Origin of the sequence: Paraburkholderia acidipaludis NBRC 101816 (genome assembly GCF_000684975.1) — a bacterium.
Taxonomy (GTDB): domain Bacteria; phylum Pseudomonadota; class Gammaproteobacteria; order Burkholderiales; family Burkholderiaceae; genus Paraburkholderia; species Paraburkholderia acidipaludis.
On the sequence record NZ_BAXZ01000005.1, the window covers coordinates 340,999 to 355,892 of the forward strand.

Here is a 14,894-nt window from a genome sequence, read left to right on the forward strand (position 1 = left end):
AATCATGTTGCCCTTGTTGCGTAGCAAGACTGCCCATGCTCGCCATTTATTGCAACATACATCTATTTGTGGAGTTTGGTTTCTCCACATTTCGGGTGCTAATTTACCTCCGAAGACCACCACCTCTATATAGGCTTTGTCTGCCAGACCGGCTTGACTCGTAATCCTCCATCAGGAGTGCAGAGAGCAGATTTCCCTTCCCAACAATCCGCAGGCGCGAATCTTTTGTTTCGTCGGTCTTGGGATCATAGTAGCCCCTTGGCCTTAGGCGGTCATCCACCAGTTCCAGTCGGCCATCCCTCTTCTGACTGATTCGGCCAATAATGTTGCCTCGCGCGTCCTTTAAGACCTGATCACTCGGTGGCTTTATAGATTTTGTGCGTGCTGAGATGTCGTTGGACGTCCTCGACAGCCTTCTGTCTCCCTTCGACGAACGCCTGCCACCGGCAAAGAGCTTGAACAGGCCCAACATGATCAAACCAAGTATGACAAGACCACCGCCTACACTACCACCTTGTGTCGTAACCGCGTTCGAAATTAAAGGTTCTGCGGACCTCTCCACAGTCAGGGGTGGCTGAGTCGCCTGCAGGGATGTTACTTGGGCCTGACTAGCGCCGGCTTCGCCGCTCGTGGCTAACTCGTGCGACGATTGCCTTGCCAACTCGGACTGCCCCGATTGCATAGACTTCATGAGTTCCTTCCACTGGGAAAAGACCTCATCAATACAGTGAACATCCGTGCACGCATCACGCTGCTGCTGCCAGTCGACAAGGTCTTCGCTCGATAGTCGTCCCGAAGCCAGCAACGATTGCTGCTGCGCGAAGATGCTGTCGTACTCGTTGTTTAGGATGGCATGGTCGCAGATGATACGCCGCGCCGCTTGCTGGGTAGTCTCGCATTGCAGGTCCCGAGCCGAAACGCTGGTACTTCCGAGTACCACCATGACGAACAGTGTTGTCGTCATTCCCTTGTGCCATATCACCGCCAACTCCCTGTTTGAAACCTCACAGTACGTGATTACGGCGCATGCGTAGAAATCTTTACGTCGAGGAAAACCTACGTCATTTGATGCATCTGCTAACGCACACTTTTCTGCTTATCAAGGAGAAGTTCCCGGAGTACGTGGCGCCGCTCACAATTTCATGAAAGGTGGAGTAGCCTTTATTGCCACCCATCCTATTATTGCCACGAGGGCTGTCGCGCTTCCCAGACCGAACCCCACCTTCCGGCTAAAATCCACCCTAACGTCCGCTAATGAGAAAGTTGAGAGGCCACTTCGGGTCAATCGCGGTCTCCGGCCGCATAAATATCCGCGACAACGATGGAGACAACAACCATGAGATACCACGAAATTCTGACCCGATCTGGTCTGCACGAAGTAGCCGACCTTGAGCAACAGCGCATCAAAGCGCAGCAGCAGGCTGCCAAGCGTCAGACCGCAGCAGCGAAACGTGCTGACCTGATGCATCGAAAGCAGAAGATAGACAAGCAGCTTTCCGACCTCAACTCCAAGCCGATCTGACAGCGTTCGGCAAATGTCGGTCGAACCGACATTTGAGCGAAGCGCAAGCCCTGTTCGCACGCAAGTCGAACAGGGCTTCATCGTTGAAGAACCGCGTTTTTCGTGATTTCTCCTGTGTACGATGTACACAGGCTACGCCTGCTGCACTGCGTTTTCTTTGGTTTTGGGGCCACATTGACTGTAGTACGCAGTGTAGTACAGTTAATTCCTACAAAAATACAACAAGGTTCAGTCGGATGATGTTCGGAGCCGGCCACCGCAGTATCGGCGCAGACTCTCACACGATCTCCAAATTTTGCCGGCAAGCTTCTTGCCAAGAAGTTCAGCCTTAGCTACAATACTGGTCTTGCTTGATGACAAACGCGGCGTAACTTGCTGTGTACGCTGTCAACGCAAAAATTCGGGGTGTAGCTTAGCCTGGTAGAGCGCTACGTTCGGGACGTAGAGGCCGGAGGTTCGAATCCTCTCACCCCGACCAGAATTTCGAAAAAACCGCGCAAGCATTGCGCGGTTTTTTTTCGCCTGCTGTTTTTTGCCAGGAAGCTTTTTGCCAATAAGCGCCAAACAAGCAAGCACGCCCTACGGGCACGATGGGGCACGACAGCCCGGCCACAACCGGCTGGCAAACGTCCCTCTGCTATAGTCTCCCCATCCGTTTCTCTCACTTTCGCGACGCGTGGACCACCTCCCGTTATGGGCGCAGATCGGCGCCGTCTTCGTGCTGCTCATCTGCTCCAGCTTCTTCTCCATTTCCGAAACGGCGATGATGGCGCTCAACCGCCATCGGCTGAAACACCTTGCCAACCACGGCGCGCTCGGCGCGAAGACCACACAGAATCTGCTGGGCCGCACGGATCTGCTACTTACCGTCATCCTGATCGGTAACAACCTCTTCAACACGATCATCCCGGTTCTCACCACCTCGATCGCGCTGCGCACCTTCGGTCATAACAACCTCGTGCTCTCGGTCGCGACCGGTATCGTCGCGTTCCTGATCATCGTGTTCGCGGAAATCACGCCGAAGATCGTCGGCGCGACCTTCCCCGAGAAGATCGCCCTGCCCGCGAGCCTCCTGATCGCGCCGCTCATGCGCGTGACCAAGCCGGTCGTCTGGTTCGTGAACCTGTTCGCCAACAGCGTCCTGCGTCTGTTGCACATCAACACGGCCAACGCGCACAGCCAGCGGCTCTCGACCGAAGAGCTGCGCACCATCGTGCTCGAGTCCGGCAGCTTCATGCCGACCAAGCACCGCAGCGTCCTCCTGAACCTGTTCGACCTGGAGAACATCACCGTCGACGACGTGATGATTCCGCGCCGGCGCATCGAGGCGCTCGACTTCGACGCGCCGCTCGACGACATCCTCCATCAGCTAGAAACCTGCTATCACAACCGGCTGATCGTCTATCAGGGCGACATCGACCGCGTGCTGGGCGTTCTGCACGTGCGCAAGACGCTGTCCGCGCTGCACAACCAGGAACTGGAGCGCGACACGCTGCGCGAGCTGCTGGACGAGCCGTATTTCGTGCCCACCGGCACGCCCGTCTTCCAGCAGCTTCAGTACTTCCAGGAAGGCCGCCACCGCGTTGCGCTCGTGGTCAACGAGTATGGCGAGATGGAAGGCCTCGTCACGCCGGAAGACATCATCGAGGAGCTGATCGGCGAGTTCACCACGACCCTGCCGCGCAGCGGCGCGGGCCGCGGCGGCTGGAACGAGGATGGCGAGTGCATCGTGCCGGGCAGCATGCCCTTGCGCGAGTTGAACCGCTGGCTGCATCTCACGCTGCCCACCGACGGTCCGAAGACGCTCAACGGCCTCATCCTCGAAATGCTGGAGGAGATTCCCGAAGGCGACGTGTGCCTGCAGATCGGCGACGTGAAGCTCGAAGTGCTGCGCAGCGACGACCAGTCCGTGCGCACCGTGAAGCTCTTCAAGCCCGGTGCGAAGCCGCGCGCCAGCACGCTGCAGAAGGCAAAGAAGCTCTTGCCGGGCCGTTAGCCGTTCGGCCGAGTGGCGCACGAGTCGCGCGTCGCTCGATGATGGAAGCCGTCCTCCATGAAGGCGGCTTCGGCCGGATCCCCATGTTTCGCATTCCCTACCGTGAGGCGGCGCGCCGTGCGTGCTCGTCCGCGCAAACTACGGCCGGCGGTGGCGGTATCGCTCGCCCGAACGCCCCCGCATCGCTTGCCGCTGCCGACGACGCGCCCGCGGTACGACTCCTCGCCGACACGCTGCGCGAAGCCGCACGACGCAATGCGTCCGATCTCCACGTCGAGCCGCTCGAGCACGGCTGGCGTATCCGGCTGCGCATCGACGGCGTGCTGCATGAAGCGGCCCGGCCACCCGCCCATTTGCGCGACGCGTTCATCACACGCGTCAAGGTGCTCGCGCGCATGGACATTGCCGAAAGACGCATTCCGCTCGATGGACGGCTGCGGCTCGCGCCGCCCGGTTCGGCACAGGCCGCCGAGGACTATCGCGTGAATTCGCTCCCCACGCTCTTCGGCGAGAAGCTCGTGCTGCGCCGGCTCGAAGCCTTGCCCGCGAATCTCTCGCTGGCCGCGCTCGGGCTAGACGAGCTGCAGCGGCAAGCGGTTGCCGAGGCGATCGGCGCGCCGCACGGCCTCGTGCTCGTCACCGGTCCGACCGGCAGCGGCAAGACGCTCTCGCTCTACTGCTTCCTGCAGAAGCTCAACAACGATTCGTGCAATCTGTGCTCGGTCGAAGACCCCGCCGAAATCCAGCTCGCGGGCATCAACCAGGTCAACGTGCGCGAAAAAGCGGGACTCACCTTCGCGGTCGCGTTGCGCGCGCTGCTGCGCCAGGATCCGGACGTCATCATGATCGGCGAGATCCGCGACGAGGAAACCGCCAGCGTTGCCGTGAAGGCGGCGCAGACGGGCCACCTCGTGCTTTCCACCCTGCATACCAACGACGCGCCCGCCGCCGCGGCGCGGCTGATCGATATCGGCGTCGAGCCTTATAACCTCGCCGGTGCCGTGAGGCTCGTCACGGCGCAGCGGCTCGTGCGCAAGCTCTGTGCTCAGTGCCGCACGAGCGCCCGCGAATCGGCCGCCACGCTGCGCGCCGCCGGGCTGGACGCCAACGAGGAAACCTGGACAGCACGCGGCTGCGAAGCGTGTCACGGCATCGGGTATCGCGGGCGCATCGGGATTCATGAGGTGATGCCCGTGTCGGAGGGACTGCGAGACCTGATCGCCGCGAAGCAGGGTGCGCGAGCCATCGCTCGACAGGCGCGCGCGGAAGGTGTCGCGACGCTGCGCGATGCCGCGCTCGCACGCGTGCGCGACGGCACGACGAGCCTCGCCGAAGCGCTCGCCGCGACAGATACGCCATGACGCCCGCGCGCGAGGGTCACGCCCAGCCGCCGGCCGAGTGGTGCTACACGTGGCAAGGCTTCGATGCTTCGGGCAGGCCGCGGCGCGGCGCGCTGATCGCAGTCGATGTGGCCGCCGCCCGGTACGCGCTCAAACGCGAACGCATCGCCGTCACGGCACTTGCGCAGCGGCGGGCCGCGCCGCGCCCGCGAGCGAGCCATGCCGACGTCACGCGCTTCACGCGCCAGTTATCGAGCCTGCAGCGCGCTGGCCTGCCGCTCGCGCCGTCGCTCGAACTGCTCGCGCAATCGCCCGGCCCTGGCGGCATGCCGCGTATCGCCGGGGCGCTCGCACGCGATATCACCGCCGGCATGCGCTTCTCCGATTCGCTCGCACGCCACCCTGCCCGCTTCGGCGTGCTCTACTGCCAGCTCGTCGCGGTTGGCGAGGCCTCCGGCACACTCGCCGCCGTCCTCGGGCGCATCGCCGACGACCGTGAGCGCGCCGCCGCGCAGCGTTCGAAGGTACGCGCGGCCCTCACCTATCCGGTTGCCGTCCTTTTGCTGGCCGTGGCCATTACGGCAGCGTTGCTGGTCTGGGTCGTGCCCACCTTCAAGCAGATCTTCGACGGTTTCGGCGCTGCGCTGCCCGCGCCCACGTTGTTCGTCCTGATGCTCTCCGGCGCGGCGGCGCGCTGGAGCGTGCCCGTCGCGGCGTGCATCGCGGCGGGCGTTGCCGCGACGCACGCCGTGCTGCGCCGCTCGGCGCAAGCGCGTATCGCTTTTGGCCGCGCCGCCCTCAAGCTGCCGTTCGCCGGCCCGCTGCTCACGGCGCTGTGCGCAGCGCGCTGGAGCCGCGCGCTCGGCACCCTGCTCGCCGCGGGCACGCCGCTCGCCGACGCGTTCGATTCGCTCGCCCACGCCAGCGGCAACGCCTTCTTCGATCACGCGAGCGCGGGCATCAGCGCGCGTTTGAGGCGCGGCGAGCGGCTTGCCTCCGCGATGCGCGCCACGGGCTGCTTTCCCGCCGACGTCGTCCAGCCCGTGGCCGTTGCAGAGGAGTCCGGCGCACTCGACGCCATGCTGCTCGACGTCGCCTCGCTCGCCGACCGTCAGGTCGACGAAAAGATCGGCCTGCTTTCGAGTCTGTGCGAGCCGCTCGTAATCGTCGTGCTCGGCGCGCTGGTCGGCGGACTCGTGGTGGCGATGTATCTTCCCATCATTCAACTGGGCAACGTGGTGTAGCATCGCTGCCAGATTCCCGTTCCGACCATGCCTCTTCATTTTCTGTCCGCTCCCGACCTCGCGGCCACCGGCCCCGCCAGCACCGTCGATGCCGCGCTCGTCACACTGCCGCCTGCCGTGCTGATGGGTTTTGCGATCGTGCTCGGGCTCGTCGTAGGCAGCTTCCTGAACGTGGTCGTGCACCGGCTGCCCATCATGGTGGAACGCGCATGGCGCGCGGACGCCGCCGAATCGTCGGGCCGACTCTTCGCTGACGACGGCCTGCCCGAACGCTACAACCTGTGGCTGCCGCGCAGCGCCTGCCCGCATTGCGGCCACGTGCTGCGCGCGTGGGAGAACATCCCCGTGCTTAGCTGGCTGGCGCTGCGCGGTCGCTGCTCGCGCTGCCACGCGCGCGTAAGTGCCCGCTATCCGCTCATCGAACTGGCCGGCGCCATCTGCGCGGCGCTCGCCCTGGCCGTGTTCGGCCCTTCCGGCAAAGCGTTGGCCGCGTTCGCGCTGTGCGCCGCGCTCATCGCCGCGAGCGCCATCGACCTCGAACATCAGATGCTCTACGACGAAATCACGCAGCCGCTGCTCTGGGCCGGGCTGATCGTGAATCTATGGGGCACGTTCGTTACGCTGCACGAGGCCGTGATCGGCGCCGTGGCGGGCTATCTCGCGCTCTGGTGCGTGTACTGGCTGTTCCGGCTCCTGCGCGGCATCGAAGGAATGGGCTACGGCGACTTCAAGCTACTCGCGGCGCTCGGCGCCTGGCTAGGCTGGAGCGCTTTGCCGCAGATCGTCGTGATCGCCGCCGTCGCTGGAGCCGCCGTCGGCCTCGCCGCCACCTGGAGCGGACGCATGCGCTTCGAGGAGCCCCTGCCGTTCGGCCCGTATCTCGCCGCGGGCGCGCTCGTCACGCTATTTGTGGGTACACCGTTCTACTTCATGTGGGGGAGCTGATCGATGTTTTCGGTCGGACTGACAGGCGGCATAGGCAGCGGCAAGTCCACGGTCGCCGACCTGTTCGCGGCGCGCGGCGTGCCGATCGTCGATACCGACGTGATCGCTCACCAGGTCACGGCGCCGCAAGGCGCCGCCATGGAAGCGATCCGCAAGCAATTCGGCCCTGAATTCGTCGCGCCCGACGGGTCGATGGACCGTGCCCGCATGCGCGCGCTCGTCTTCGGCGATGAGGCAGCCCGCAAGCGTCTCGAGGCGATCACGCATCCGCTCATCCGCTCGGAAACCGAACGCGAGTCGCTTGCCGCGAGCGGTCCGTACGTCATCGTCGTCGTGCCGCTGCTCGTCGAGTCCGGCACGTGGAAAGCGCGGGTCGACCGCGTGCTCGACGTCGACTGCAGCGTCGAGACGCAAATCGAACGCGTGATGCGCCGCAACGGCTTCACGCGCGAACAGGTGCTGGCCATCATTGCGCGCCAGGCCACGCGCGATGCGCGCCTTGCGGCTGCCGACGACGTCGTCGTCAACAACGGCGCCACGCTCGAATCGCTGGGCCGGGACGTGGACGCGCTGCACGCGCGCTACCTCGCACTCGCACAATCCGCCAGCACGCAAAGCTGAACGCCACGGCGCGTTGATTCAGGACAGAGCATGGAAGTGCCGCCGGCCGCTCCCCGGCGAGCCGTCGGCGTCACCGGTGAACCGGCCGCCTTGCCCGCGATTGCGACCGTAGTCCCACCGCATTAGAATGTCCTGCAATCCTTCACCGACCACGCCCGAGGCGAGCGCGCTTGATTCTTTACGAGTATCCCTTCAACGAGCGAATCCGTACGCTGCTGCGCCTCGAAGACTTGTTCGAGCGCTTCACGTTTTTCCTGACCCAGGAGGATCCGAGGGAACATCACGTCGCGCTCACGACGCTGTTCGAAATCGCGGAAGTCGCGGGCCGCGCCGACCTCAAGTCGGACCTCATGAAGGAGCTCGAAAGGCAGCGCCAAACGCTCGCACCGTTCCGCGGCAATCCTGGCATCGAGCAGAACGCGCTCGAAACCGTGCTCGGCGAGATCGAGCAAACGCTTGCGGGCCTCACGCAGATGCAGGGCAAGACCGGCCAGCATCTGGCCGACAACGAATGGCTCGCCAGCATCCGCAGCCGCGCGATCATTCCGGGCGGCACCTGCAAGTTCGACCTGCCCTCGTACTACGCGTGGCAACAATTGCATCCCGACCAGCGCCGCCAGGACATCGCCAAATGGGTCATGCCGCTCCTGTCCCTGCGCGACGCCGCCGCGATCGTGCTGCGCCTCGCGCGCGAATCGGGTCAGGCGTCGAAGGTGATGGCGATGCAGGGCAGTTACCAGCAAATGCTCTCGGGCCGCGCCTATCAGCTGATGCAGGTGCGCGTGGCACCGGATTTGCGCGTGATTCCGGAAGCCAGCGCCAACAAATATATGCTGTGGGTGCGCTTCACGGTACAGGATGGCGATTTGCGGCCGCGCGCCGTGGACGTCGACGTGCCGTTCCAGTTGACGCTGTGCAGCCTTTGACGGCTCGAAGCGCAGATTTTTGCCAGCAGCGTTTTGCCAACCGTACCGGCGCCTCGCAGAGCGCGCCCGACTGACCGTTCAACCGCATGACCACTGTCGTCAAATGTCCGACCTGCGGCAAGGATGTCCGCTGGGTACCGGAAAACCGCTTCCGCCCGTTCTGCTCGGAACGCTGCAAGCAGATGGATCTGGGCGCCTGGGCCGCCGAAAAGTACCGCATCGGCGGCAACGACGAAGACACGCCCCCCGATGACGAGGCGCCGCCTACGGACACGCGTCAATAGCCGGTAGCCTAGGCCCGGCCTCACCAATGAAAAGGCCGCTGCGCGAATCGCGCAGCGGCCTTTCTCGTCCCGGCCTCCGCTCAGGCGCACCAAGAGCGGCGAGCGGAGAAGCCGCTTCGTTTCACCGTATCACTCGGCGGCCAGCCATTCGAGCACCGGAATCGTCGCCGGCAACAGCGGCTCGACGCTCGCCGGCAGCGACTGCCAGACGAACGCCTGACCCTCGCGCCCATGGGGCTCGCCGCTCCACTCGGTCACCTTGCAGAAGTAAAGCCGCACGTAGGCGTGCGGATAGTCGTGTTCGAGCGTATGCCAGAGATGGCACGCCTTCACGTCGATGCCCAGTTCCTCGTGCAGTTCGCGCGCGAGCGCCGCCTCGACCGACTCGCCTGACTCCAGCTTGCCGCCCGGAAACTCCCAATAACCTGCATAGGGCTTGCCTTCGGGGCGTTGCGCGAGCAGGTAGCGGCCGTCGGGCTGTACCAGCACGCCCACCGCTACCTCGGTCACCGGGCGCGACGGCGTAGCCATGTCCTCCGCGTGCATGCTCATGCTTCCTGCGCCTTCTTGCCCGACCAATCGCGCGCGAACTGCCACGCCACGCGGCCCGAGCGCGAGCCGCGCTCCAGCGCCCAGACGAGCGCGTCGCCGCGCGCCGATTCCACTTCGACATCGGCACAGCCGAAATGCCGCAGCCAGTGGCCAACGATCGTCAGGTAGTCGTCCTGCTTGAACGGATAAAAGCTCACCCAAAGTCCGAAACGCTCCGACAGCGAGATCTTTTCTTCGACCACCTCGCCCGGATGGATCTCACCGTCCGGCATGTGCTTGTACGTCTCGTTGTCGCTCATGTACTCCGGCAGCAGATGGCGGCGGTTCGACGTCGCGTAGATCAGCACGTTGTCGCCCTGCGCGGCCACCGAACCGTCCAGCGCGACCTTGAGCGCCTTGTAGCCCGACTCGCCCTCTTCGAACGAGAGGTCGTCGCAGAAAACGATGAAGCGCTCGGGGCGAGTCGCGATCAGGTCGACGATATCGCCCAGGTCGTGCAGGTCGTCCTTGTCCACCTCGATGAGACGCAGGCCGTCATTCGCGAAAGCGTTCAGGCACGCCTTGATCAGCGACGACTTGCCGGTGCCGCGCGCGCCCGTGAGCAGTACGTTGTTCGCCGGCTTTTTCAGCACGAACTGGCGCGTATTGCGTTCGATGAGGTCCTTCTGGCGGTCGATGTTCTGCAGGTCGCCGAGCGAGATCGACGAGACCTGCGGCACCGGCTGCAGATAGCCGCGGCCCTGGCGCTTGCGCCAGCGAAACGCCATCGCGGCATTCCAGTCGACGTCGGGCGCGGCCGGCGGCAGCACCGCTTCGAGGCGGCCGAGCAGCGCCTCGGCGCGGGTCAGAAACTGTTCGAGCTTGTCCATGGGCTTGAAAGCGAAATCGGGAACGAATCAGGAGCGGTAATCCGCGTTGATGCTCACGTAGTCGTGCGAAAGGTCGCAGGTCCAGACCGTGGCCTCGGCGTTGCCGCGGCCCAGCAGCACACGGATCGTGATCTCGCTGTTCTTCATGACGCGCTGACCGTCTTCCTCGCGGTAGTCGGGATTGCGGCCGCCCGCCTTCGCAACGAGCACGTCGTCGAGGTACAGGTCGATCTTGCCCACGTCGAGGTCGGTCACGCCCGCATAGCCGATCGCGGCCAGGATGCGGCCCAGGTTGGGATCGGAAGCGTAGAAGGCCGTCTTGACGAGCGGCGAGTGACCGATCGCGTAGGCGATCTGACGGCACTCGGCCACCTCCTTGCCGCCTTCCACCTGCACGGTCATGAACTTCGTCGCCCCTTCGCCGTCACGCACGATCAGTTGCGAGAGCGTCTGCGCGACCTCCGTCACGGCATCGCGCAGCGCCGCGTAGGCGGGCGAGCCGGTGGACGTGATGGCCGGCAGGCTCGACTTGCCCGAGGCGATCAGGATGAACGAGTCGTTGGTCGAGGTGTCGCCGTCGATCGTGACGCAGTTGAACGAGCGGTCGGCCACATGCTTCACGAGCTCGTCGAGCACCGGTTGCGCCACGCTGGCGTCGAACGCGAGGAAACCGAGCATCGTCGCCATGTTCGGCTTGATCATGCCCGCGCCCTTGCTGATGCCCGTGAGCGTGACCGTATGGCCGTCGATCGTGACCTGGCGCGAGGCGGCCTTGGGCAGCGTGTCGGTGGTCATGATCGCCTGCGCGGCGTCGTACCAGTTCGCGGCCTTGCGGTTCGCCAGGGCGGCGGGCAGGCCCGCGATCAGCCGGTCTACCGGCAGCGGCTCGAGAATCACGCCCGTCGAGAACGGCAGTACCTGTGACGGTTCGATGCCCGCGAGGTCGGCCAGCGCGTCGCAGGTTGCGCGCGCGCTGGCGAGACCCGGCTCGCCCGTGCCCGCGTTCGCATTGCCCGTGTTGATCACGAGCGCGCGAATGCCCTTGCCGCCCGAGCGGACCTTTGCAAGATGCTCGCGGCACACCGTCACCGGGGCCGCGCAGAAGCGGTTCAGCGTGAACACGCCCGCAACGCTCGCGCCTTCGTCGACGGAAATCACGAGCACGTCCTTGCGGTTGGGCTTGCGGATGTTGGCCTCGGCCCAGCCCAGCGTCACGCCGGCGACCGGATGGAGTTGTGTGGGATCGATCGAAGGGAAATTGACAGCCATGGTGGCGACCTGTCGAAAAGGCAATGCCGGCCGAGGCACGTCGAGCCTGGCCGGCATTGGGAATCAAAAGGCAAGGCCCGGAACGCTTTCCGGGCCACCGGGAATCAACGGCAGGGCCGCATGAGCCACGCGGCGAGCGGAAAAGCCCGCGCGCCGCCCGGCATCACGAGATCTTGCCGTGGCACAGCTTGTACTTCTTGCCGCTGCCGCACGGACACGGATCGTTGCGGCCCACCTTCGGCACATTCTGGCCGTCAGGCGTTACACCTGCGTGGCTCATGGCCGCGCCGACCATCGCCGCCGCGGCGTCGGCCGCAGGCGCTGCCGCCGTGGGCCCCGGGGCCGCGTCGGCTTCGGCGAACTCCGCATGGCGGAACTCAACGTTCTCGAGATGATTGCCCTGCTCTTCCAGTTGCTCGGCGGCCTGTTCGAGCTGCTCCGGCGACTGGATCTGCACGTTCATCACGATACGCGTGACTTCCTGCTTCACGGCGTCGAGCATCGCGGCGAACAGTTCGAATGCCTCGCGCTTGTATTCCTGCTTCGGATTCTTCTGCGCATAGCCGCGCAGATGGATGCCCTGGCGCAGGTGATCGAGCGCCGCGAGGTGCTCGCGCCAGCTGCGGTCGAGCGTCTGCAGCATGACCGAGCGCTCGAACGCGCTGAACGATTCGCGGCCAACGAGCGTGACCTTCTGCTCGTAGCTTTCGTCAGCGGCGGCGAGCACGGCTTCGAGGATCTCGTCGGCGTCGATCGAGGTCGACTCGTTGATCATCTCCTGGATCGCGAGGTCGAGCTGCCACTCGTTGCGCAGCAGTTCCTCGAGCTCGGGCACGTCCCACTGCTCTTCGATGCTGCCGTGCGGCACGAACTGACGCACGATCTCGGTGATGACGCCGTGTCGCATCGCGCCGATCGTCTCGGTGATGTCGTGCGCTTCGAGCAGTTCGTTGCGCTGCTGGTAGATCACCTTGCGCTGGTCGTTCGAAACGTCGTCGTATTCGAGCAGCTGCTTGCGGATGTCGAAGTTGCGCGCTTCGACCTTGCGCTGCGCCGACTCGATCGAGCGCGTGACTATGCCCGCCTCGATCGCCTCGCCTTCCGGCATCTTCAGGCGGTCCATGATCGCGCGCACGCGGTCGCCCGCAAAGATGCGCAGGAGCGGATCTTCGAGCGACAGATAGAAGCGCGACGAACCCGGGTCGCCCTGACGGCCTGCGCGGCCGCGCAGCTGGTTGTCGATACGGCGCGACTCGTGGCGCTCGGTGCCGATGATGTGCAGGCCGCCGGCGGCCTTCACCTGATCGTGCAGCGTCTGCCACTCGTCGTTCAGCTGCTGGATGCGGCGCGCCTTTTCGTCGGCGGGAATCATTTCGTCGGCTTCGATGAACGAAGCCTGCTTTTCGGCGTTGCCGCCCAGCACGATGTCGGTACCGCGGCCCGCCATGTTCGTGGCGATGGTGATGCGCTTCGGACGGCCCGCTTCCGCGACGATGGCCGCCTCACGCCCGTGCTGCTTCGCGTTGAGCACGTCATGCGGCAAACCGGCCTTCGTGAGCAGATGCGAGAGCAGTTCGGAGTTTTCGATCGACGTCGTACCCACCAGCACCGGCTGGCCACGCTCGTAGCACTCGCGAATGTCGCGGATCACGGCGTCGTAACGCTCGCGCGCGGTCTTGTAGATCTGGTCCTGCTTGTCGATCCGCTTGGGCACGCGGTTCGTGGGGATCACCACGGTTTCGAGGCCGTAGATCTCGTTGAATTCGTATGCTTCCGTGTCGGCCGTGCCGGTCATGCCCGAAAGCTTCGCGTACATGCGGAAGTAATTCTGGAACGTGATCGAGGCGAGCGTCTGGTTCTCGCTCTGGATCTTCACGTGCTCCTTCGCCTCGACAGCCTGGTGCAGGCCGTCCGACCAGCGGCGGCCGGCCATCAGACGGCCGGTGAACTCGTCGACGATCACCACTTCGCCGTTCTGCACCACGTAGTGCTGGTCCTTGAAGAACAGCGTGTGGGCGCGCAGCGCGGCGTACACGTGGTGCATCAGCGTGATGTTCTGCGGCGCGTAAAGGCTTTCGCCCTGGCCGATCAGGCCCCACTCGGCGAGCATGCGCTCGGCCTTCTCGTGGCCCGACTCCGTGAGGAACACCTGGCGCGCCTTTTCGTCGAGCGTGTAGTCGCCCGGCTTTTCGACGCCCGTGCCGTCGGCCTTCTCCTCGCCGATCTGGCGCTCGAGCAGCGGCGGCAGCGCGTTCATGCGCACGTAGAGTTCCGTATGGTCTTCCGCCTGGCCCGAGATGATGAGCGGCGTACGCGCTTCGTCGATCAGGATCGAGTCCACTTCGTCGACCACGGCGAAGTTCAGCGCGCGCTGCACGCGCGCCTCGGTCTCGTAGACCATGTTGTCGCGCAGATAGTCGAAGCCGAACTCGTTGTTCGTGCCGTAGGTGATGTCCGACGCGTAAGCCTGCTGCTTCATCGCGTGGTCCATCTGCGACAAATTGATGCCGACCGTGAGACCGAGGAAATTGTAGAGGCGGCCCATCCACTCGGCGTCGCGCTGAGCGAGGTAGTCGTTCACCGTGACGACGTGCACGCCGCGCCCGGAGAGCGCGTTCAGGTAGGCCGCGAGCGTGGCCACAAGCGTCTTGCCTTCGCCCGTGCGCATTTCGGCGATCTTGCCGTAATGCAGCACCATGCCGCCGATCAGCTGCACGTCGAAGTGGCGCATCTTGAGCACACGCTTGCTGGCTTCGCGGCAGACCGCGAAAGCCTCGGGCAGCAGCGCGTCGAGCGAAGTCCCCTTCGCGACGCGCTCGCGAAACTCGGTGGTCTTCGCGCGCAGTTGCTCGTCGGTGTATTGCTCGATCTGCGGTTCGAGCGCATTGATCGCCGCGACCGTCTTCTGATATTGCTTGATCAGGCGCTGATTGCGGCTGCCAAAGATTTTCTGTAAGAAACCGGTGGTCATCGGATCGGTGTCTGCGTCGCGGCTTCGGCCGGGATTCCCGCGCGGGTTTTGGCGCCGCAAGCGTCTACTTTTGGCGTTTGTCCTGCGCTACGCACCCGGATCGGAAGGACCTCGGCGGCTTAAGCCCAAATTGGTGGATTCGAATCGGGCATTTTAGCACGCGCCCTTACACCCGCCTGTGTCAGAGACGAGAAGGGGCGCTCGCGCGCAATGCCCGCGCGGCAAGCTCCCCGGCCGTATGCGTCCGCCTGGCACCCGCCTCGCAAGCGGGTCCTGGCTGAACGGCCGAAGAGGCGTGGAAGCGCACCGCGGCGGCTACAATGGCACTATCTGCCCGCGCCTTCACGTGTGCGCA

At 64.5% G+C, this 14,894-nt stretch carries 13 protein-coding genes and 1 tRNA gene; 9 read left to right on the plus strand and 5 right to left on the minus strand.

The window, feature by feature from the left end; all coding sequences use genetic code 11:
• Positions 1-103 precede the first annotated feature (103 nt).
• A complete protein-coding gene (locus tag BAC01S_RS35275; RefSeq protein ID WP_052408713.1) occupies positions 104-964 on the minus strand; it encodes a lysozyme inhibitor LprI family protein in 861 nt (286 codons plus the stop codon).
• A 372-nt stretch (positions 965-1,336) separates the two neighbouring features.
• On the opposite strand from BAC01S_RS35275, the gene BAC01S_RS30675 reads away from it, so the two are divergent.
• The 9 genes from BAC01S_RS30675 to BAC01S_RS08615 all read left to right on the plus strand — a co-directional run bounded on the left by BAC01S_RS30675 (position 1,337) and on the right by BAC01S_RS08615 (position 8,878).
• On the plus strand, positions 1,337-1,522 hold the full coding sequence (locus tag BAC01S_RS30675) for a hypothetical protein (RefSeq protein WP_043201605.1): 186 nt from the start codon (positions 1,337-1,339) through the stop codon (positions 1,520-1,522).
• Between the two features lie 401 nt (positions 1,523-1,923).
• Positions 1,924-2,000 (plus strand) — tRNA-Pro (locus BAC01S_RS08580).
• A 198-nt stretch (positions 2,001-2,198) separates the two neighbouring features.
• Positions 2,199-3,518, plus strand: a complete 1,320-nt coding sequence (locus tag BAC01S_RS08585; RefSeq protein ID WP_027794395.1) for an HlyC/CorC family transporter — start codon at positions 2,199-2,201, stop codon at positions 3,516-3,518.
• 38 nt (positions 3,519-3,556) lie between these two features.
• Positions 3,557-4,879, plus strand: coding sequence for a GspE/PulE family protein (locus BAC01S_RS08590; protein WP_245616538.1), 1,323 nt, complete (start codon positions 3,557-3,559; stop codon positions 4,877-4,879).
• Positions 4,876-6,102, plus strand: a complete 1,227-nt coding sequence (locus BAC01S_RS08595) for a type II secretion system F family protein (protein ID WP_027794397.1) — start codon at positions 4,876-4,878, stop codon at positions 6,100-6,102. The genes BAC01S_RS08590 and BAC01S_RS08595 overlap by 4 nt, the downstream gene beginning before the upstream one ends.
• Before the next feature lie 27 nt (positions 6,103-6,129).
• Positions 6,130-7,047 (plus strand): prepilin peptidase, encoded by a 918-nt coding sequence (locus BAC01S_RS08600; protein WP_043201606.1) that lies wholly within the window; start codon positions 6,130-6,132, stop codon positions 7,045-7,047.
• A 3-nt stretch (positions 7,048-7,050) separates the two neighbouring features.
• Positions 7,051-7,668, plus strand: coding sequence for a dephospho-CoA kinase (gene coaE, locus BAC01S_RS08605; RefSeq protein WP_027794399.1), 618 nt, complete (start codon positions 7,051-7,053; stop codon positions 7,666-7,668).
• 170 nt (positions 7,669-7,838) lie between these two features.
• Positions 7,839-8,594: a cell division protein ZapD gene (zapD, locus tag BAC01S_RS08610; RefSeq protein ID WP_027794400.1), complete on the plus strand. Its 756-nt coding sequence runs from the start codon at positions 7,839-7,841 to the stop codon at positions 8,592-8,594.
• A gap of 86 nt (positions 8,595-8,680) precedes the next feature.
• A complete protein-coding gene (locus tag BAC01S_RS08615) occupies positions 8,681-8,878 on the plus strand; it encodes a DNA gyrase inhibitor YacG (RefSeq protein ID WP_027794401.1) in 198 nt (65 codons plus the stop codon).
• A gap of 129 nt (positions 8,879-9,007) precedes the next feature.
• Here the strand turns inward: BAC01S_RS08615 and mutT are convergent, their stop codons facing one another.
• From mutT to secA, 4 genes are all read right to left on the minus strand, one after another.
• Positions 9,008-9,424: an 8-oxo-dGTP diphosphatase MutT gene (gene mutT, locus BAC01S_RS08620; protein WP_027794402.1), complete on the minus strand. Its 417-nt coding sequence runs from the start codon at positions 9,422-9,424 to the stop codon at positions 9,008-9,010.
• A 2-nt stretch (positions 9,425-9,426) separates the two neighbouring features.
• Positions 9,427-10,299 carry an ATP-binding protein gene (locus BAC01S_RS08625; protein ID WP_027794403.1) on the minus strand — a complete coding sequence of 291 codons (873 nt, stop codon included), beginning with the start codon at positions 10,297-10,299 and terminating at the stop codon, positions 9,427-9,429.
• A 27-nt stretch (positions 10,300-10,326) separates the two neighbouring features.
• A complete protein-coding gene (argJ, locus tag BAC01S_RS08630) occupies positions 10,327-11,568 on the minus strand; it encodes a bifunctional glutamate N-acetyltransferase/amino-acid acetyltransferase ArgJ (protein ID WP_027794404.1) in 1,242 nt (413 codons plus the stop codon).
• A 163-nt stretch (positions 11,569-11,731) separates the two neighbouring features.
• Entirely contained in the window at positions 11,732-14,539 is a 2,808-nt protein-coding gene (gene secA, locus BAC01S_RS08635; protein WP_027794405.1) for a preprotein translocase subunit SecA, read from the minus strand.
• Positions 14,540-14,894 lie beyond the last annotated feature (355 nt).